Genomic DNA, 20,003 nt, shown 5'->3' with positions numbered 1-20,003 from the left:
CGCGGTCCCGCAGGGCCCAGGTGACTCCGGGGGCGGTCCCGGAAACTCATACGGCGCGCTGATCCCGGACGACGTACACTGGTCGGTCCACCGATGGCCGGTTCCCCTCGCGGGAGCCGGCCTGGTCGTCCCCCAAGGAGGTACGCCGGATGACGACTACCGTCCCCGCGCTCGGCACTCGTACGGCCGAGGGCTCAGCCCTTCAGGCCGTGCTCCTCGACATGGACGGGACCCTGGTGGACACCGAGGGTTTCTGGTGGGACGTCGAGGTCGAGATCTTCGCCGGCCTCGGTCACACGCTCGACGACTCCTGGCGCCATGTGGTGGTCGGCGGGCCCATGAGCCGCAGCGCGGGGTTCCTCATCGAGGCCACCGGCGCCGACATCGGCGTGGGTGAGCTCACCCTGCTGCTCAACCAGGGCTTCGAGGACCGTATCGGCCGGTCCCTGCCGCTGATGCCCGGCGCCGCCCGGCTGCTCGCCGAGCTGTCCGCGCAGCGTGTGCCGACCGCGCTGGTCTCCGCCTCGCACCGGCGGGTCATCGACCGTGTGCTCGCCTCGCTGGGCCCGCAGTACTTCTCGCTGACGGTGGCCGGGGACGAGGTGCCGCGCACCAAGCCGCATCCCGATCCCTATCTACTGGCCGCCTCCGGGCTCGGCGTGGACCCGGCGAGATGCGCGGTCGTGGAGGACACGGTGACGGGTGTGGCGGCCGCCGAGGCGGCCGGCTGCCATGTCGTCGCGGTGCCGTCGGTCGCGCCCATCCCGCCCGCCGCCAGGCGCACGGTGGTGAACTCCCTCGAAGAGGTCGACCTGGCATTTCTGCGGGGACTCGTCACGGCCTGATCGCCGCCCGATGACACATATGCGTCTGGTGTTCACCCTGTGTGCGACGGCGGCGGCAGTGGAATTCCAAGTCGCCGCCGACGGCGAATTCTTCTCGCCCGGATGACTGAATTCAGCCGCCCGCACCCCTGGTTGATGGTGTGACGTTCACCACCCCGCAGGGGGTCGACAGGGTGGGTGGGCTGTGTATTCCGCCCGGGTTTCGGCGCCGCGGGCGTGCCCTTGTGTCCCGATTGGTGAAATGCTGCACGAATCCTTCCGCTGTCGGGTTTTCGGTGTGTCCACGACCGGTTTCGCAGCGTGATGGGGGCTCGGCTCCGGCGGCCGTGAACCCCGGTGCGAGCGCGGACTAATCTCGTCGCGAGACCATCGCTCCCACCCCCGTGATCCGCCGCGACACCCCTGCATGCGGGATACACGGACTCGAAGCCCTGGAGAAACCCGAGCATGAACCGTAAGACTTTGGTGCTACCGGCCGTGGTCGGTCTGCTCGTCCCGGCGCTCGCCGCCTGTGGTGGCTCCGACAGTGGCGGCGACGGGGGCGACGCGATCGTCACGGGCACCACCGACCGGTTCATCGCCACGAAGGACGCGCCCGCGCCCGTGGACCCGGCCTACTCCTACGACGTCGGCAGCTGGAACATCCTGCGCCAGACCGTGCAGACCCTGATGATCCAGCCGCGCGGCGAGGGCGAGCCGGTCCCCGAGGCCGCCGAGAGCTGCGGCTTCACCGACACCGGCAACGAGCGCTACAGCTGCAAGCTGCGCAAGGACCTCAAGTTCTCCAACGGTGACCCGATCACCGCCGAGGACGTGAAGTACTCCATCGACCGCGCCCTCGCGCTCAAGGCGGACAGTGGCGTCTTCGCGCTGCTCTCGACCGTCGACACCGTCGAGACCAACGGCGACCGTGAGGTGATCTTCCACCTCAACACCGCGGACGCGACGTTCCCGTACAAGCTGTCCACGCCCGTCGCCGGCATCGTCAACCCCGACGACTACACCACCAAGTCGCTGCGTGACGGCTTCGACATCGACGGCTCCGGCCCGTACACGATGGAGCCCGAGGTCAAGGACGGCGAGATGGTGTCCGCCGTGTTCACCAAGAACCCCAACTACAAGGGTTCCCTGACGGTGAACAACGACAAGGTCGAGGTCCGCTCCTTCAAGGACGCCGACACGATGGGTTCCGCCCTGGAGAAGGGCGACATCGACGTCATGACCCGCACCATGACGCCGGAGCAGATCCAGGACCTCGACGGCAGCGTCAACGGCGACATCGACCTGGTCGAGGTGCAGGGCCTGGAGATCCGCTACCTGGGCTTCAACACCGACGCCGCGACCGTCAGCGACAAGGCCGTACGGCAGGCGATGGCCCAGGTCGTCGACCGCACCTCGCTGGTCGCGGGGGTCTACGGCACGCAGGCCGAGCCGCTCTACTCGCTGGTGCCGGCGACCATCACGGGCCACTCCAACTCGTTCTTCAACAAGTACGGCGACCCGGACGTCTCCAAGGCCAAGGACCTGCTCACCGAGGCCAACGTGACCACCCCGGTGAAGCTCACGCTGCACTACACCACCGACCACTACGGCGCGGCCACGAAGAAGGAGTTCGAGCTGCTGCGCAAGCAGCTCAACGACAGCGGCCTCTTCGACGTCTCCATCAAGGGCGAGGCCTGGGACACCTTCGTCCCGGCCGAGCGCAACGGCGACTACGACGTCTACGGCATGGGCTGGTTCCCCGACTTCCCGGACAGCGACAGCTTCCTGGCGCCGTTCCTGGACAAGGACAACTTCCTCAACTCGCCCTACGCGAACAGCCGGATCATCAACACTCTGATCCCGGACTCCCGTCGCGAGGCCGACCGGATCTCCGCGGTCGACGCGCTCACCGAGATCCAGGACATCGTCGCCGAGGACGTCCCGGTGCTCCCGCTGTGGCAGGGTAAGCAGTACGTGGCCGCGCGCGACGACATCACGGGCACCGCCTACGTCGTCAACTCCTCCTCCACCCTTCAGCTGTGGGAGCTCAAGCGCGGTGTGAGCGGCTGACGCCCGCCGCGGGCAAGGAGACCGACGGGTCCGGGCAGCTCCCGGGCCGCTCGGTCGGACGCGAAACAACGACAAGGCTCTTCGAAGTGAACCTGCGCAACCAGTGGCCGGTCCTGCCCCTCGTGGCGGGGCTGGCCGGCGGCCTGCTGACCGGATGCGGCACACAGACGGGGGGAGCGGGAGGCGACAGCGAGAACGTCGTGCTCGGTATGTCCGACGACGTCCTCGCCACCGACCCGGCCTCCGGATACGACCCCGGCTCGTGGCTGTTGTTCAACAACGTGTTCCAGTCCCTGCTCAGCTTCCCCGAGGGCGGCACGGAACCGCGGCCGGAGGCCGCGAAGAGCTGCGACTTCACGGACGACTCCACCCGGCTCTACCGGTGCACGCTCAAGGACGGACTGAAGTTCGGCAACGGTGACGCGCTCACCTCGAAGGACGTCAAGTACTCCTTCGACCGCATGCTGAAGATCAACGACCCCGACGGTCCCGCGGTGATGTTCCCGACGCTCGACCGCGTCGAGACGCCCGATGCAGAAACGGTTCTGTTCCATCTGAAGACCGCGGACGCCACCTTCCCCAGCAAGATCGCGTCCGGCGCCGGTTCCATCGTCGACCACCGGCAGTACGACGCCGACGGACTGCGCGAGGACGGCGAGGCCGCCGGCTCCGGCCCGTACAAGCTGGAGTCGTACTCCGACGACGAGGCCGTCTTCTCCGTCAACGAGCACTACAAGGGCACCGCCGAGACCCAGAACGAGGGCGTCACCCTCAGGTTCTTCCACGGCGACCGCACCGCCCTCAAGAAGGCCCTCCAGGACGGCGAGATCGACATCGCCTACCGCGGTCTGAGCGCCGGCGACATCGCCGACATCGAGCGCACCTCCGACGGCACCGGCACCGAGGTCGTCGAGGGCACCAGCGCCGAGGTCCAGCACCTGGTCCTCAACACCGACGACCCGGTCACCGGACAGCTCGGCGTGCGCAAGGCCATCGCCCACCTGCTGGACCGCGACGCCCTCGTCGACAAGGTCTACGAGGGCACGGCCACACCGCTGTACTCGATCGTCCCGGCGGGCATCAGCGGCCACAACACGGCCTTCTTCGACACCTACGGCGCCCGGCCATCCAAGGAGAAGGCGGCGGCCGCGCTCGCCGCCGACGGCATCACCGACAAGGTGAAGCTCACCCTGTGGTCCACACCGGCCCGCTACGGCCCGTCCACGGACGAGGAGTTCGAGGCGATCGCCGGACAGCTCAACGCGAGCGGCCTGTTCGACGCCGACGTGAAGTCCGTCCCCTTCGACCGGTACGAGAAGGGCATCGCCGACGGCAAGTACGGCGTGTACGTCAAGGGCTGGGTGCCGGACTACCCCGACCCCGACAACTTCACCGCCCCGTTCTTCGGCGAGGGCAATGTGCTCGGCAACAACTACACCAACAGCACCATCACCAACAGCCTGATCCCGAACACCGCCGCCCAGAGCGACCGGGCCGCCACCGACGACGACTACGCCCGCCTCCAGGACGTCGTCGCCGAGGAGGTCCCCATGATCCCGATCTGGCAGGCCAAGCAGTACGCGGTCGTCCGCGACGGGGTCTACGGCCTGGAGTACTGCCTGGACGCCTCGACGGTGTTCCGCTTCTGGGAACTCAGCAAGAGCTGACGCGGGCGGGAGCCGGGAGCCGGGTGCCGGGTGCCGGGTGCCGGGTGCCGGGTGCCGTGAGCCTGGCTCCGGAGGCCGGGAGCCTGGAGCCGGCGGCCGGAGGCCCGCAGCCCGGAGCTCGGAGCCTGGTGCGGCCGAGGGCGGCCCGGGGTCCCGAGGGCACGAAGGGCGCCCCGTCACTGGACGGGGCGCCCTTTGATCTTTCCCGGCGCGCGGGCCTCACTGCGCGCCGGGCCGCACCAGTCCGCTCTCGTACGCGTACACCGCGGCCTGCACACGGTCGCGCAGCCCCAGCTTGGTGAGCACATGGCCCACATGGGTCTTGACGGTCGTCTCGCTGACGAACAGGTCCGCGGCGATCTCCGCGTTCGACAACCCGCGTGCCACCAGCTTCAGCACCTCCACCTCACGCTCGGTGAGAGTGTGCAGGGTGTCCGGCACGGGCTCGTCGCCGGACGGGAGGTGGGTGGCGTACTTGTCGAGCAGCCGGCGCGTGATGCTGGGCGCGAGCATCGCCTCGCCCGCGGCGACCACCCGGATCGCCTGCACCAGCTCGTTGGCCGGAGCGTCCTTCAGCAGGAAGCCGCTGGCCCCCGCCTTGAGCGCCTCGACCACGTACTCGTCGAGATCGAAGGTGGTCAGCACCAGCACCTTCGCCGGTCCGTCCCGCCCCGGGCCGGTGATCTGGCGGGTCGCCTCCACCCCGTCCATCCGGGGCATACGGATGTCCATGAGCACCACGTCGGGCTGTAGGGCCCGTACCTGGTCGAGAGCTTGGAGGCCGTCTCCGGCCTCGCCGACGACCGCGATGTCCTGCTCGGCCTCCAGGATCATCCGGAAGCCGGTGCGCAGCAGCGGCTGGTCGTCGACCAGTAGGACGCGGATGGCCACGTAAGTCTCCTTCGCTAGTCCGGGCCCATTCTGCCCTGCGCACGGCGCCCGGACTCCGGCGCCCTCGCCGCGCCCCGCCAGCAGCCCGAAGCCACCCGCTCCGCGCTGACGCCGGTGCCTCCGAACACCACCCGCTCCGCCTCGACACCGGTGCCACCGACACCACCGCCCCCGGGGGGCACCGCCGCCGACGCGGGACGGGGCCGCTGGGGTCGGCTCGGTGACGTGGGACGGGGTGTCCGGGGTGGGTTCGGTGGGGTGAGGTGCCCGGGGCAGCCCGGACGCGCGGGGCGCGGCTTCTGGGATGGGTGCGGTGGCAGGGGTGCGGTGGCGTGGGCGCGGTGGGTTCGGTGGTGTGGGGTGCGGTGTCCGTGTGGGCTTGGTGGGGAGGGTTGTGGCGTCCGGGTGCGTTCGGTGGCGCGGGCGCTGTGCCTGGGTGGGCTCGGTGGGGTGGGACGAGGCGTCCGGGGCGGGCCCGAGGCGCGGGGTGCGGCGTCTTGGGCGGGCCCAGTGGCGCCGGCTGTCTATTCCGTGGCCGGCCGGGCGGCGCCGGATGTCGATTCCGGGGTTGGCCCGGTGACGCCAGGTGTCGAATCCGAGGCGGGCCCGGTGGCGCCGGGTGCCGTTGCTTCGGCGAGCCGCGTCGCGCCGGGCGCCGCCCCCGGTGTGGGCACCCCGGCATCCGCCAGAGCCGCGTCCGGTACCGGGTCCGAGGCCCTCGGGATGCGTGCCGGGCCGCTGCCCGCCGCCGGCCGGGTCACCGGCAGCGGATACGGCGGGGGAGTGCCGCCGAACTCCGGGCACACCGCCTGGTGGTCGCACCAGCCGCACAGCTTCGTCGGCCGCGGCCGCCAGTCACCCGTCTCGGTCGCGAGCCGGATCGCCTCCCACAGCGCGAGCAGCTTCCGCTCCACGCGCTCAAGGTCGGCGAGGACCGGATCGTAGGTGAGGACGTCACCACTGCCGAGGTAGATCAACTGGAGCCGCCGCGGCACCACGTTCTTCAGCCGCCACACCACCAGCGCGTAGAACTTCATCTGGAACAGCGCGCCGTCCGCGTACTCCGCACGCGGCGCCTTGCCCGTCTTGTAGTCGACGATCCGCACCTCACCGGTCGGCGCCACGTCCACCCGGTCGATGATCCCGCGCAGCCGCAGCCCCGACTCCAGCTCGGTCTCCACGAACAGCTCGCGCTCGGCCGGCTCGAGCCGGGTCGGATCCTCCAGCGAGAACCAGCGCTCCACCAGCTGCTCCGCCTCGCCCAGCCACCGCGTGAGCCGCTCGCCCTCCGGGTCGTCCGCGAACAGCTCGGCCACCTCCGGCCGGTTCTCCCGCAGCCGGTCCCACTGCCCCGGGATCAGCGACTTCGCGCGCGGCGCCGTACGCTCGCCCGCCGGGGCGTCGAAGAGCCGCTCCAGGACCGCGTGCACCAGCGTCCCGCGCGTCGCCGCCTCGCTCGGCTTCTCCGGCAACCGGTCGATCACCCGGAACCGGTACAGCAACGGGCACTGCATGAAGTCGCCCGCCCGCGACGGCGACAACGACGAAGGCGGTATGGCCACCGGCTCGGCGGGCAGCGCCGTCTCCTTCGCCGCACCGTCCGTCACCTCGTCGACGACGGGCGCCACCTCCGCCGTACCACCGTCAGGGCCCGGGGCACCGACCTCGCTGCTGCTCTCCATGCCTCAGACCATACGGCCCGCCACTGACAGTGACCCACGCCGACCGGTACCCGCGGCCGGGGGAGCGGTGTACCGAGGGCACGCGGTGGCCCTTTCGCCCGTTACGGGAGGGACAGCCGGGGAAACTGAAGGGGTGCCGGGGCGTGCCGGGCCGTGACGGCCGCATACCATCGACCCCAGACCCTTCCGCCCGGCAGGAGCGGAAGACGCGGCGAACGAGGGGACATCGTGGACGAGAGCGGCGGGAGCGGGCAGCCGCGGCCGGAGAACGACGAATCGGCCGAGCGTCACGCCAAGCCGACGGCTCCGACCGCAGACCCTTCGCGCCCCGACCCGGCCCCGCGCGAGGAGTCCGGCCAGAACGGCGAACAGCCCGCCGCGCCGGCCGAGTCCGCCCCGTCCGCCGACTCCGCACCGGACCCCGCCGAGGACGCCACACCCCCCGCCGGCACCCCGGTCCAGCCCGGCCCGCGGACACCGGCCGCCGAGTCGCCGCAGGACCCCGCCGGCGACCCCGCACCGGCCGGCCCCAAGGGCCCCGAGCACCCCGTCACCGACCCCCGGGACGCCCACCCCGACCGGGTGTTCGCGCACGGCGGCATGACCAAGGGACAGCCCCCGCAGCGGCCGGCGGGACCCGGCGGCGGCCTCCTCATGGGCCGGCCGTTCGGCGTTCCGGTCTACGTGGCCCCCAGCTGGTTCCTCGTCGCCGCCCTGATCACCTGGGTCTTCGGCGGACAGCTCGACCGGGTGCTGCCCGAGCTCGGCGCCGCCCGCTACCTGGTCTCCCTCTTCTTCGCGGTCGCCTTCTACGCCTCCGTACTGGTCCACGAACTGGCCCACACCGTCGCGGCCCTGCGCTTCAAGCTCCCCGTGCGCCGCATCCAGCTCCAGTTCTTCGGCGGTGTCTCCGAGATCGAGAAGGAGGCCGAGACCCCCGGACGGGAGTTCGTCCTCGCCTTCGTCGGGCCGCTGCTGTCCCTGGTGCTGTCCGGGCTCTTCTATCTCGCGATGCAGCCCGTCGAGCCCGGCACGGTCCCCGGCGTCCTGCTCGCCGGCCTGATGATCTCCAACCTCATCGTGGCCGGCTTCAACCTGCTGCCGGGACTTCCGCTCGACGGCGGCCGGATGCTCCGCGCGGTCGTCTGGAAGATCACCGGCCGCCCGATGAGCGGCACGGTCGCCGCCGCCTGGGTCGGCCGCGCGCTCGCCGTCTCCGTCCTCATCGGGCTGCCGCTGCTCACCCAGTCCGGCGTCCTCGGCAGCAACGCCGAGGACAACGTCGGCATGGACACCGTCATGGACGCGCTGCTCGCCGCGATCCTCGCCGCGATCATCTGGACCGGCGCCGGCAACAGCCTCCGCGTCGCCCGGCTCCGCGAGCACCTGCCCGACCTGCGCGCCCGGACGCTCACCCGCCGCGCGGTCCCCGTGGAGAGCGACACCCCTCTCTCCGAGGCCCTGCGCCGCGCCAACACCGCCGGCGCCCGCGCGCTGGTCGTCGTCGACGGCGAGGGCAGCCCCCTCTCCCTCGTCCGCGAGGCCGCCATCGTCGGCGTACCCGAACACCGCCGCCCCTGGGTCCCGGTCAGCGGCCTCGCCCAGGACCTCACCGACGGCATGCGCGTCTCCGCCGAACTGGCCGGCGAGGACCTCCTGGAGGTCCTGCGCGCCACCCCCGCCACCGAGTACCTGGTGGTCGAGGAGACCGGTGAGATCTACGGCGTCCTGTCGGCGGCGGACGTCGAGCGCGCCTTCGTGAAGGCGATGGCCCGCCCCACTTAGACACCCGCTTCAGGAGAGCGGTGCTCCGTACTTGCGGTGCTCCATACCTGTGGTCGGCCGGCGTTCCAAACGCCGGTAGGCTGGTCACATGTCCGAACCGACCGGTGCCGCCCGCAGGCGCGGGCCCTTCAAGGTCGGGGACCAGGTTCAGCTGACCGACCCCAAGGGCCGCCACTACACGTTCACGCTCGAAGCCGGGAAGAACTTCCACACCCACAAGGGCTCCTTCCCGCACGACGAACTGATCGGTGCTCCCGAGGGCAGCGTTGTCCGCACCACCGGCAATGTCGCCTACCTCGCGCTGCGCCCCCTGCTCCCCGACTACGTCCTTTCCATGCCCCGAGGGGCAGCCGTCGTCTACCCGAAGGACGCGGGGCAGATCCTCGCCTTCGCCGACATCTTCAGCGGCGCGCGCGTCGTCGAGGCCGGCGTCGGCTCCGGCTCCCTCAGCAGCTTCCTCCTGCGCGCCATCGGCGACCACGGCATGCTGCACTCCTACGAGCGCCGCGAGGACTTCGCCGACATCGCCCGGCAGAACGTGGAGCGCTACTTCGGCGGCCCGCACCCCGCCTGGCAGCTCACCGTCGGCGACCTCCAGGACAACCTCTCCGACACCGACGTCGACCGCGTCATCCTGGACATGCTCGCCCCCTGGGAGTGCCTGGACGCCGTCTCCAAGGCGCTCGTCCCCGGCGGCATCCTGTGCTGCTACGTCGCGACCACCACCCAGCTCGCACGGACCGTGGAGTCCATCCGCGAGATCGGCTGCTTCAACGAGCCGACCGCCTGGGAGTCGATGATCCGCAACTGGCACATCGAAGGCCTCGCCGTCCGCCCGGACCACCGGATGATCGGCCACACCGGCTTCCTCCTCACCGCCCGCCGCCTCGCCGACGGCGTCGAGCCGCCCATGCGCCGCCGCCGCCCCGCCAAGGGCGCCTACGGCGAGGACTACGCCGGCCCCAACGCCGACGGCGGCCTCGGCCGCTGACCCGGCCCCGTGCCACACCCAACGCCGTGCCACCGCGCCCGAGTTCCCGCCACCACCGGGGAGCCCGGGCGCGGCACTTTCCGGCCGCCTCCCGCGCGGCGGCAAAGAGCGACCGTCGCGGCCGGCAGTGAAGTCACCACCGGCATCCCGCAGTTGCGCGCCGCCGACTCCTCCCCGGCGCGTGGGGCGGCCTCCGCGCGGAACCACTCCCCGCACAACTGTCCACCCCGCCGTTCCCCCGCACTGTGACGTGTGGCACCATGCTGGCCACCCCCACCGGCACAGCCCTCACAGGAGACACTCCTAGTGCAGCAACCCGCCGTCCCGGAACTGGCCCAGTCCCACGCCCAGACCCGTCCCATCCACTGGCTCGCCACCGCCACGGCCCTCGCCGGTGTCGTCGCCCTCTCCTCGGTCGTCCAGCCCGACGCCGCGACCGCCGCCCAGCCTGAAGGCCGCTCGAGCGAGACCACACAGACCGTCGAGGCCCCGTCCACCGAGGGCGTCGCCTTCCCGATCGACTGCGGCCCCGTGGCCGCGCTGGTGGCGAAGAAGGCCGCCGGCGACCTCGACGGCGACGGCCGGCCCGAGACCGTCGCCGTGGTGCACTGCGACGCCGCCATGAGCACACCCCCCGACGGGGTCTACGTCCTCACGCAGGGTGCGGGTGACGTCCGGCCGCGCGTGGTGGCCACCCTCGTCGCACCCAAGGACCGCAACACCGTCAAGGAGTTCGCGATACGCGACGGCGCCGTCCTCGCCACCCTGCTCGGCTACTCGTCCTCCGACGTCCCGACCTGCTGCCCGGACGTCACCGACCACGCGAAGTGGCAGTGGAAGGACGGCACGTTCGTGCGCTCCGAACCCGCCGCCGCCCGCAGCGTCTGAACCCCGGGCTCAGCCCACGGCACCCGCCGCGGTGACATGCCGCGCGGGCCCGCTCACGCCGCGTCGGGGCCGTACACCTCGACGCGGTCGGTCACCCGGCGCACATGGATGCACTCGCCGGGACACTCCTTCGCCGAGTCCACGACGTCGGTGAGCAGCGGCAGCGGCACGCGCGTGGTGGCGCCCTTGTCCTGGAGCAGCTCGTCCTCGCCGCTCTTCACGTACGCCAGGCCGTCGATGTCCAGCTCGAACACCTCCGGCGCGTACTGGGCACAGATCCCGTCGCCCGTGCACAGATCCTGGTCGATCCAGACCTCCAGGGCCTCACCGTCGGCTCCGGCGTCCTGCTGCACCGTCATGTCTCCTGCCGTCTCCTGTGCCGGGCGGTCCGCCGGACCGGGCGGCCCGGCCCGCCGCGGCGGGTCCCCAACGGCCTCGACCCTACCTCCGGCCCCGGACGGTCCAAGGTCGTCGAGCGCCACGGTGGAGTGTTCCCGGCCGCCACCGCCGCCACTCTCCGTCACCGGCCGGGGAGCGGGCTCCGGCGTACGCGACCGTCCGCGCGGACCGCGATCCACCGCCCGCGCGGGCCCTCTTGCCGCCGCTCCGAGCCGCGCCCGCGCAGGCAGTCACACCCTCCGAGTCGGCAACTCCGGTCAGCCGTGAAGGATTTTGACACCTCCCGACTTGGAACAGCCCGCTTCTGAATAGCGTTGAGTGGGTATCCAGACGGCGTGAGGGAGAGCGCAGGGTGACCGACGACACACCTTGACAGTCTTTGTGATCTAGGGGTTTCAATCGACACCCACCCAGGTAGGGTCTGGAAGCGTCCAGCTCCCCTTGGAGGAGGTGAGGACCGTGGCAGCCCACGACGACGACATGAACCGCGGCATCCGCCCGGGACGCGGGTCCGACGACCCGGCCGGGCAGATTGCCTACCTTGAGCAGGAGATCGCCGTCCTGCGACGTAAGCTCGCCGACTCTCCGCGACACACGAGGATTCTCGAAGAGCGGATCGTCGAGCTCCAGACCAACCTGGCCGGCGTGTCCGCTCAGAACGAGCGGCTCGCCAACACCCTCCGAGAGGCCCGCGACCAGATCGTGGCCCTCAAGGAGGAAGTCGACCGGCTCGCGCAGCCGCCGGCCGGCTTCGGTGTCTTCCTGCAAGCCAACGAGGACGGCACCGCCGACATCTTCACCGGAGGACGCAAACTCCGCGTGAACGTCAGCCCAAGCGTCGAACTCGAAGACATGAGGCGCGGCCAGGAAGTCATGCTCAACGAGGCGCTCAACGTGGTCGAGGCCATGGAGTACGAGAGCGTCGGCGACATCGTCACCCTCAAGGAGATCCTTGAGGACGGCGAACGAGCCCTGGTGGTCGGGCACACCGACGAGGAACGGGTGGTGCGGCTCGCCGAGCCGCTGCTGGACATCACCATCCGCCCCGGCGACGCCCTGCTGCTGGAACCGCGCTCCGGCTACGTCTACGAGATCGTCCCCAAGAGCGAGGTCGAGGAACTCGTCCTCGAAGAGGTCCCCGACATCGGCTACGAGCAGATCGGCGGCCTCGGCGGACAGATCGAGGCCATCCGCGACGCGGTGGAGCTTCCGTACCTCTACCCCGACCTGTTCAAGGAGCACGAACTCAGGCCGCCCAAGGGCGTCCTGCTGTACGGGCCCCCCGGATGCGGCAAGACGCTCATCGCCAAGGCCGTCGCCAACTCGCTGGCCAAGAAGGTCGCCGAGGTCACCGGTCAGGCCACCGGCAAGAGCTTCTTCCTCAACATCAAGGGTCCCGAGCTTCTCAACAAGTACGTCGGTGAGACCGAGCGGCAGATCCGTCTCGTCTTCCAGCGCGCACGTGAGAAGGCCAGCGAGGGCACACCCGTCATCGTCTTCTTCGACGAGATGGAGTCCCTCTTCCGCACCCGTGGCTCCGGTGTCAGCTCGGACGTGGAGAACACCATCGTCCCCCAGCTGCTCGCCGAGATCGACGGCGTGGAGGGCCTCCAGAACGTGGTCGTGATCGGTGCCTCCAACCGTGAGGACATGATCGACCCGGCCATCCTGCGACCCGGCCGCCTGGACGTGAAGATCAAGATCGAGCGTCCGGACGCCGAGGCCGCGAAGGACATCTTCGGCAAGTACCTCACCGAGCGCCTCCCGCTGCACTCCGACGACGTCGGCGAGCACGGCGGCAGCAAGACCACCACCGTCCAGAGCATGATCCAGACGGCCGTGGAACACATGTACGCCGAATCCGAGGAAAACCGGTTCCTGGAAGTCACCTACGCCAATGGCGACAAGGAAGTCCTGTACTTCAAGGACTTCAATTCCGGCGCCATGATCGAGAACATCGTGGGCCGCGCCAAGAAAATGGCGATCAAGGACTTCCTCGACCACAACGCAAAGGGCCTTCGCGTCTCCCACCTCCTCCAGGCCTGCGTGGACGAGTTCAAGGAGAACGAGGACCTGCCCAACACCACCAACCCCGACGACTGGGCCCGAATCTCCGGCAAGAAGGGTGAGCGGATCGTCTACATCCGCACACTCATCACCGGAAAGCAGGGCGCGGACACCGGACGCTCCATCGACACGGTGGCGAACACCGGACAGTACCTGTAAAAGACAGGGCGGCTGCGGGTGCCCTCACCGGGTACCCGCAGCCGACTGTTTTCCGGGCCACGGCTGGAGCAAGGCAATGACGCAAATGATCTCCCCGCCGGCGCAGAGGCGTTCTAGGCTCTTCCGTACCGCCGGGCGCACTGCGGGGACGGGCACCGCACACGCACCGGAGCACCAGCGGTACTTGAGCGGAACCCACGACCGAGGGTGCCGCCGGGCAAGGAGGGCCGCATGACCGTACGGCGAGTAATGGGCATCGAGACGGAGTACGGGATCTCCGTCCCCGGCCACCCCAACGCCAATGCCATGCTCACCTCGTCCCAGATCGTGAACGCCTATGCGGCGGCGATGCACCGGGCCCGCCGGGCCCGCTGGGACTTCGAGGAGGAGAATCCGCTGCGGGACGCGCGAGGCTTCGACCTCGCCCGTGAGGCCGCCGACTCCAGCCAGCTCACCGACGAGGACATCGGCCTGGCCAACGTCATCCTCACCAACGGTGCCCGGCTCTACGTGGACCACGCCCACCCCGAATACAGCTCCCCCGAGGTCACCAACCCCCGCGACGCCGTCCTGTGGGACAAGGCGGGCGAGCGGATCATGGCCGAGGCCGCCGAGCGCGCCGCCCAGCTCCCCGGCGCCCAGCCCATCCACCTGTACAAGAACAACACCGACAACAAGGGCGCGTCCTACGGCACGCACGAGAACTACCTGATGAAGCGGGAAACCCCGTTCTCGGACATCGTGCGCCACCTGACGCCCTTCTTCGTCTCCCGCCAGGTCTTCACCGGCGCAGGGCGCGTCGGTATCGGCCAGGACGGCCACGAGCACGGCTTCCAGCTCAGCCAGCGCGCGGACTACTTCGAGGTCGAGGTCGGGCTGGAGACCACCCTCAAGCGCCCCATCATCAACACCCGCGACGAGCCGCACGCCGACGCCGAGAAGTACCGCCGGCTGCACGTGATCATCGGCGACGCGAACCTGTCGGAGATCTCGACGTACCTCAAGCTGGGCACGACCGCGCTGGTCCTGTCGATGATCGAGGACGGCTTCATCGCCGTGGACCTCGCCGTCGACCAGCCGGTCCGCACCCTGCACCAGGTCTCCCACGACCCCACACTCAAGCGACTGGTCACGCTCCGCAGCGGCCGCACACTCACCGCGGTGCAGCTCCAGATGGAGTACTACGAGCTCTCCCGCAAGTACGTCGAGGAGCGGTACGGCGCCGACGTCGACGACCAGACGAAGGACGTCCTGGCCCGCTGGGAGGACACGCTCACCCGTCTGGAGAGCGACCACATGAGTCTGTCCGGCGAACTCGACTGGGTCGCGAAGCGCGAGGTCATGGAGGGCTACCGGCGCCGCGACAGCCTCGACTGGGACGCCGCCCGCCTCCATCTGGTCGACCTCCAGTACGCGGACGTGCGCCCCGAGAAGGGCCTGTACAACCGTCTGGCGGCTCGCGGGCGGATGAAGCGCCTCCTGGACGAGTCCGAGGTCGAGCGGGCCATCAGCAAGCCCCCGGAGGACACCCGCGCGTACTTCCGCGGGCGCTGTCTGGAGCAGTACGCGGACGACGTGGCGGCCGCCTCCTGGGACTCGGTGATCTTCGATCTGCCCGGGCGGGACTCCCTTCAGCGGGTTCCAACCCTGGAACCGCTTCGCGGAACGCGTAATCACGTCAAGGAGCTCCTGGACCGCTGCCGCACCGCGGAAGACCTGGTCAGGGTGCTCTCAGGCGGCTGACCCGAGCCCCTGGGGGGCCGGGTGCACAGGGTGGAAATCCCGGTGCCCGGGAATCATCGAGGTGGTCCCCGTACGTTGGAAGAACCACGGGGCCATTGTCAGACCCGGCTTGTAGGGTCTGATCATGACCGATCGGCAGTGATGCCGAGTTAGTCGGGCGAACCGAGCGGGGTGAGGGTGATGGCGACCAAGGACACCGGCGGCGGACAGCAGAAGGCGACACGCTCCAACGAGGAGGTCGAGGAGCAGGCGGCAGAGACGCAGGCTTCCGAAGACCTCAAGGAGCGCCAGGAGAAGCTGAGCGACGACGTCGACTCGGTCCTGGACGAAATCGACGATGTGCTCGAGGAGAACGCCGAGGACTTCGTGAGGTCCTTCGTTCAGAAGGGCGGCCAGTAGGCCGCTCTCCCCTTCGGATCGAAGGTTTTCGCGGCATGTATCGGGGTTCGGTGAGCCCAGTGCAAAGTGCTGCCCGTGGTGTGCGCACAGCAGGCCGCGGGCAGCACTTCGTCGGCCGCACCGGGACGGCTTCCGTGATCTGCCGGAAGTCTCCCGCCGGACATGTGGATCACCGTCGCAAGACGGGTAGGGTCCGAGGCGTACGCGCTTCAACTGCAATTCGGCCATCGGCAAGTTGGGAGACGATCCCGACGCTGTTCGTCGGGCTGTCGCTTACTTGGAAGGATCCTCGTGGAAGCCAACACTCGTAGCACCGGGCGTCTACCAGCTGCCTTCCTGACACCCGGGTCGTCGTCCTTCATGGACTTCCTGTCCGAGCACCAGCCGGACATCCTGCCGGGCAACCGGCAACTCCCGCCCACCCAGGGCGTCATCGAGGCGCCGCACGGCACGACGATCGTGGCCGTGACGTTCCCCGGTGGTGTGGTGCTCGCGGGCGACCGCAGGGCGACCATGGGCAACGTCATCGCGCAGCGGGACATCGAGAAGGTGTTCCCCGCCGACGAGTACTCGGCGGTCGGCATCGCCGGCACGGCCGGTCTCGCGGTCGAGATGGTCAAGCTCTTCCAGCTGGAGCTGGAGCACTTCGAGAAGGTCGAGGGCGCCCAGCTGTCGCTGGAGGGCAAGGCGAACCGGCTGTCCACGATGATCCGGTCCAACCTCGGCATGGCCATGCAGGGCCTGGCCGTGGTGCCGCTCTTCGCGGGGTACGACGTGGACCGCGGCAAGGGCCGCATCTTCTCCTACGACGTCACCGGCGGCCGCTCCCAGGAGCACGGCTACGCCTCCACGGGCTCGGGCTCGGTCTTCGCGCGCGGTGCCATGAAGAAGCTCTACCGCGACGACCTGACCGAGGAGCAGGCCACGACCCTCGTGGTGCAGGCCCTCTATGACGCGGCAGACGACGACTCGGCGACCGGTGGTCCCGATGTCGCCCGCCGGATCTACCCGATCATCACCGTGATCACCGACGACGGCTTCCGCCGGCTGACCGAGGACGAGGCCTCGGGGATCGCCCGGTCGGTGCTGGAGCGGCGCCTGGAGCAGCCCGACGGCCCGCGGGCCGCCCTGCTGTAGCCGGGCCGCGCTTCCTGTCCAGGTGATCCCAGTGACTTCCACAGAAAGGGACGGATAACCGGTGTCGACGCCGTTCTATGTCTCACCTCAGCAGGCCATGGCCGACCGGGCGGAGTACGCCCGCAAGGGCATCGCCCGGGGCCGCAGCCTCGTCGTGCTTCAGTTCGCCGACGGCATCGTGTTCGTCGGCGAGAACCCGTCCCGCGCGCTGCACAAGTTCAGCGAGATCTACGACCGGATCGGCTTCGCCGCGGCCGGCAAGTACAACGAGTACGAGAACCTGCGCATCGGCGGTGTCCGCTACGCCGACCTGCGCGGCTACACCTACGACCGCGACGACGTCACGGCCCGCGGCCTGGCCAACGTGTACGCGCAGACGCTGGGCACGATCTTCTCGTCCGCCGCGGAGAAGCCCTACGAGGTGGAGCTGGTCGTCGCCGAGGTCGGGGAGACCCCCGAGGGCGACCAGATCTACCGGCTGCCGCACGACGGTTCGATCGTGGACGAGCACGGCTCGGTCGCGGTCGGCGGCAACGCGGAGCTGATCAGCACCTATCTGGACCAGCGCCACCAGGACGGCATGACGCTGGCCGAGGCGCTGAAGCTGGCGGTGCAGGCGCTGTCGCGGGAGTCCAACGGTTCGCAGCGGGAGATCCCGGCGGAGCGTCTCGAGGTCGCGGTGCTGGACCGTACGCGGCCGCAGAAGCGCAAGTTCCGGCGGATCACCGGCGGCGCGCTGGCGCGTCTGCTGGAGGTCGGCGCCGGTGCGGAGGCGGCCAGTGAGGACGCCGACTCCGAGTCCGCCGGTTCGGCGGAGGCCACCGAGTCCGACGACGAGTAGGTGCGCGGCGCCCGGCGGGTGACCGCCGGGCGCGACCACACCCTGTTCCTGTGCCCCGGCCGCTTCCGGCCGGGGCACAGGTGTCTCAGGCGCCCCGTGGTGGCGCAGTGGAGCCCCGCAGGACGAGCTGGACGGGGATGTCGCCCCCGTCGGGTGTCCGGCCCTCCAGGACGTCCAGGAGGGCCTGCATACCGCGTTCGCCGAAGAGTTCGGCGTCGAGGCGGACCGTGGTCAGTTCCGGGTCGATGGCGGTGGCGAGGGCCAAGTCGTCGAGTCCGGTGACGGACAGGTCGTCGGGGACGCGCAGACCGAGCCTGCGGGCCGCCTTGTAGGCACCGGCGGCGAGTTGGTCGTCGTCGCAGACGACCGCCGTGGGGCGGCCGTCGGTCGGGGCGAGGGCGGCCTCGGCCGCGGCGCGGGCGCCGTCGATGGAGATCGGCGCGTGGGCGGTGCGGACGGTCGCGCCGGGGACGGCGGCGAGGCGCTCGGTGAGCGCCCGGGCGCGTACCTCGAAGGTCCAGGAGGCGATGCCGGCCGCGAGGTGCAGGAAGTTGCGGTGGCCGAGGGCGAGCAGATGGTCGACCGCCTGGTGGACGCCGTCGGCGATGTCCAGGTTGACCGTCGCCGCGCCGAGGCTGCCCTCGGGGTCGCTGTCGAGCATGACCAGGGGCAGCTGGTCGCCGCGGATGGCGGTGAGGGCGTCGGCGGCCATGGAGGAGGCGAGGACGCCGTCGAGCGCGGCCTGGGCGGACGCGAAGGGGTTGCGGGCGGGGCCGATGCCCTCGGGGGAGGGGTAGAGCACCACGCCGAACCCGTGGCGGGCGGCGACGCGTGTGGCGCCGGTGTAGACGCCGGCGAAGAACTCGGTGGTCAGTGCGGGGACGACCAGCAGGACCGTACGGGTGCGGCCGAGGCGGAGGTTGCGGGCGGCGAGGTTGGGCCGGTAGCCGAGCTCCTGGGCGGCCTCGCGGACCCGCTGGGCGGTGGCCTCGGAGACCCGGCCGCGCCACTTGTCGCCGAGCACCAGCGAGACGGCGGCCTGGGAGACGCCCGCGGCCTGGGCGACGTCCCGGCTCGTGGGGCGTGTGCTGCCGTGTGCCACCGCGCGCCTGCTCCTTCCGTGTGGACGGCCGAACAGCGCACATGGTACGTATGACACACGACGTTATACGTAACACTTGAGCCGGAAGGGCGGAGATGGCCACGGGTTACCTGGAGATACTCAGGGCGAGGCACGCGGCCCGGCTGCTCGCGGGCACGCTGGTGGGCCGGCTGCCGAACGCCACGGCGGCCATCGCCATCGTGCTGTTCGTCCGCGCGGAGGGCGGTTCCTACAGCCTCGCCGGCGCGCTCGCGGCGGTGTACGGCGTGTCGAACGCCGTGGGCCAGCCGCTGCTCGGCCGCCTGGTGGACCTGTACGGCCAGCCGCGCGTGCAGCTGCCCGCAGCCCTCCTCTCGGCAGCCGCCATGGCCGTCTTCGCCGTCGCGGGCATCGGCCCGCTGCCCCTCGCCTACGTGGCGGTCGGCGCCTCCGGGCTGTTCACACCGCCCCTGGAGGGCGGTCTGCGCGCGCTGTGGTCCTCCGTGCTGCACAAGGAGGGGCAGGTGCACACGGCGTACGCGATGGACGCCGTGGCGCAGGAAGTGATGTTCACCGTCGGCCCGTTGCTGGTGACCCTGTGCGCGTCGCTCTGGTCGGCCGGGGCCGCCCTGCTCGTCATCAACGCGCTCGGCGTGCTCGGCGCGCTGTCGGTGGTCGTGTCGGCGCCCTCGCGCGCGTGGCGTTCGGCGCCCCGCGAGGCGCACTGGCTGGGCGCCCTGCGCTCGCCGGGCCTGCTGGCGCTGCTCGGCGCGTTCCTGTTCGTCGGCGTGGCGCTCGGCTCCATCACGGTCGCGGCGGTGTCGTACGCGGACGACCGCGGCGGTGACGCGGTGTACGGCTGGCTGATGGCGGGCCTCGGCCTCGGCGCGCTCGTCGGCGGCACGCTGTACGGGGCGCGGGTGTGGACCGGTGTGCCGGAGCGGCGACTGCGGGTGCTGGTCGCGCTTCTGGCGGTGTGTTACCTGCCGCTCATGCTGATGCCCGGTCCGGTGGGGATGACGGCCCTGACGGCGGTCGCAGGGGTGTTCCTGGCACCGGCCATCGCGTGCGCGTTCGTCATCGTGGACCGGCACGCTCCGGCGGGGACCGTCACCGAGGCGTTCTCCTGGCTCGTGACGACGTTCACGGTGGGCGCGTCGGTCGGAACGGGCCTCGCGGGACCGGTCGTCGAGTCCGGCGGCGCGCTGTGGGGCTTCGCGGTGCCGGCCGCCGCGGGGGCGGTGTCGCTGCTGGTCCTGTCGGCCACCGGACGGGTCCTCGCAGCTCCCGCGCGGGGAGCGGTCGTTGCGGCTTCATCGGAAACTGATCCAAATCGTGCTGCCGAACCCCGTTTCAGTTCAGGGGATCGGGCGTAA

16 protein-coding genes are annotated in these 20,003 nt (G+C 70.5%); 12 read left to right on the top strand and 4 right to left on the bottom strand.

All coding sequences use genetic code 11. The features are described from left to right. Nucleotides 1-149: 149 nt before the first annotated feature. The 3 genes from ACIQAC_RS20985 to ACIQAC_RS20975 all read left to right on the top strand — a co-directional run bounded on the left by ACIQAC_RS20985 (nt 150) and on the right by ACIQAC_RS20975 (nt 4,564). Nucleotides 150-845: an HAD family hydrolase gene (locus ACIQAC_RS20985; RefSeq protein WP_402193163.1), complete on the top strand. Its 696-nt coding sequence runs from the start codon at nt 150-152 to the stop codon at nt 843-845. 447 nt (nt 846-1,292) lie between these two features. Further along, nucleotides 1,293-2,897 carry an ABC transporter substrate-binding protein gene (locus ACIQAC_RS20980; protein WP_402193162.1) on the top strand — a complete coding sequence of 535 codons (1,605 nt, stop codon included), beginning with the start codon at nt 1,293-1,295 and terminating at the stop codon, nt 2,895-2,897. A gap of 86 nt (nt 2,898-2,983) precedes the next feature. Further along, nucleotides 2,984-4,564, top strand: coding sequence for an ABC transporter substrate-binding protein (locus ACIQAC_RS20975; RefSeq protein WP_402193412.1), 1,581 nt, complete (start codon nt 2,984-2,986; stop codon nt 4,562-4,564). Nucleotides 4,565-4,783: 219 nt separating this feature from the next. On the opposite strand, the gene ACIQAC_RS20970 is transcribed toward ACIQAC_RS20975, so the two are convergent. Together ACIQAC_RS20970 and ACIQAC_RS20965 are read right to left on the bottom strand one after the other, a co-directional pair. Further along, nucleotides 4,784-5,455 (bottom strand): response regulator transcription factor, encoded by a 672-nt coding sequence (locus tag ACIQAC_RS20970; RefSeq protein ID WP_030946450.1) that lies wholly within the window; start codon nt 5,453-5,455, stop codon nt 4,784-4,786. A 524-nt stretch (nt 5,456-5,979) separates the two neighbouring features. Continuing rightward, the gene (locus ACIQAC_RS20965) at nt 5,980-7,137 is read right to left on the bottom strand and encodes a PD-(D/E)XK nuclease family protein (RefSeq protein ID WP_402193160.1); all 1,158 of its coding nucleotides are present in this window, start codon (nt 7,135-7,137) and stop codon (nt 5,980-5,982) included. Nucleotides 7,138-7,365: 228 nt separating this feature from the next. On the opposite strand from ACIQAC_RS20965, the gene ACIQAC_RS20960 reads away from it, so the two are divergent. The 3 genes from ACIQAC_RS20960 (at nt 7,366) to ACIQAC_RS20950 (ending at nt 10,801) form a co-directional block, all read left to right on the top strand. Then, nucleotides 7,366-8,922 carry a site-2 protease family protein gene (locus tag ACIQAC_RS20960; protein WP_402193158.1) on the top strand — a complete coding sequence of 519 codons (1,557 nt, stop codon included), beginning with the start codon at nt 7,366-7,368 and terminating at the stop codon, nt 8,920-8,922. A gap of 88 nt (nt 8,923-9,010) precedes the next feature. Continuing rightward, nucleotides 9,011-9,913, top strand: a complete 903-nt coding sequence (locus ACIQAC_RS20955; protein WP_402193157.1) for a tRNA (adenine-N1)-methyltransferase — start codon at nt 9,011-9,013, stop codon at nt 9,911-9,913. A 306-nt stretch (nt 9,914-10,219) separates the two neighbouring features. Next, nucleotides 10,220-10,801, top strand: coding sequence for a hypothetical protein (locus tag ACIQAC_RS20950; RefSeq protein WP_402193156.1), 582 nt, complete (start codon nt 10,220-10,222; stop codon nt 10,799-10,801). Between the two features lie 53 nt (nt 10,802-10,854). Here the strand turns inward: ACIQAC_RS20950 and ACIQAC_RS20945 are convergent, their stop codons facing one another. Continuing rightward, nucleotides 10,855-11,160, bottom strand: coding sequence for a ferredoxin (locus tag ACIQAC_RS20945; protein WP_402193155.1), 306 nt, complete (start codon nt 11,158-11,160; stop codon nt 10,855-10,857). 499 nt (nt 11,161-11,659) lie between these two features. On the opposite strand from ACIQAC_RS20945, the gene arc reads away from it, so the two are divergent. The 5 genes from arc to prcA all read left to right on the top strand — a co-directional run bounded on the left by arc (nt 11,660) and on the right by prcA (nt 17,546). After that, complete coding sequence (gene arc / locus ACIQAC_RS20940; protein WP_402193154.1) at nt 11,660-13,426, top strand: proteasome ATPase; 1,767 nt, start codon at nt 11,660-11,662, stop codon at nt 13,424-13,426. 231 nt (nt 13,427-13,657) lie between these two features. Further along, nucleotides 13,658-15,169, top strand: coding sequence for a depupylase/deamidase Dop (gene dop, locus ACIQAC_RS20935; RefSeq protein ID WP_402193153.1), 1,512 nt, complete (start codon nt 13,658-13,660; stop codon nt 15,167-15,169). A 180-nt stretch (nt 15,170-15,349) separates the two neighbouring features. Further along, complete coding sequence (locus tag ACIQAC_RS20930) at nt 15,350-15,568, top strand: ubiquitin-like protein Pup (protein WP_402193152.1); 219 nt, start codon at nt 15,350-15,352, stop codon at nt 15,566-15,568. 291 nt (nt 15,569-15,859) lie between these two features. Further along, nucleotides 15,860-16,705 (top strand): proteasome subunit beta, encoded by an 846-nt coding sequence (prcB, locus tag ACIQAC_RS20925; RefSeq protein WP_402193151.1) that lies wholly within the window; start codon nt 15,860-15,862, stop codon nt 16,703-16,705. A 61-nt stretch (nt 16,706-16,766) separates the two neighbouring features. Then, entirely contained in the window at nt 16,767-17,546 is a 780-nt protein-coding gene (prcA, locus tag ACIQAC_RS20920) for a proteasome subunit alpha (RefSeq protein WP_402193150.1), read from the top strand. An 85-nt stretch (nt 17,547-17,631) separates the two neighbouring features. Here prcA and ACIQAC_RS20915 read toward each other — a convergent pair whose 3' ends face one another. Continuing rightward, nucleotides 17,632-18,648 carry a LacI family DNA-binding transcriptional regulator gene (locus tag ACIQAC_RS20915; protein ID WP_402193149.1) on the bottom strand — a complete coding sequence of 339 codons (1,017 nt, stop codon included), beginning with the start codon at nt 18,646-18,648 and terminating at the stop codon, nt 17,632-17,634. 95 nt (nt 18,649-18,743) lie between these two features. Here ACIQAC_RS20915 and ACIQAC_RS20910 point away from each other — a divergent pair, with 95 nt between their 5' ends. Beyond that, on the top strand, nt 18,744-20,003 hold the full coding sequence (locus ACIQAC_RS20910; protein WP_402193148.1) for an MFS transporter: 1,260 nt from the start codon (nt 18,744-18,746) through the stop codon (nt 20,001-20,003).

The sequence above is a fragment of the Streptomyces sp. NPDC088387 genome, assembly GCF_044753385.1.
Lineage (GTDB): Bacteria > Actinomycetota > Actinomycetes > Streptomycetales > Streptomycetaceae > Streptomyces.
Note: the sequence above shows the minus strand (reverse complement) of the source record. Positions and strands in the feature narration are given on the sequence as shown.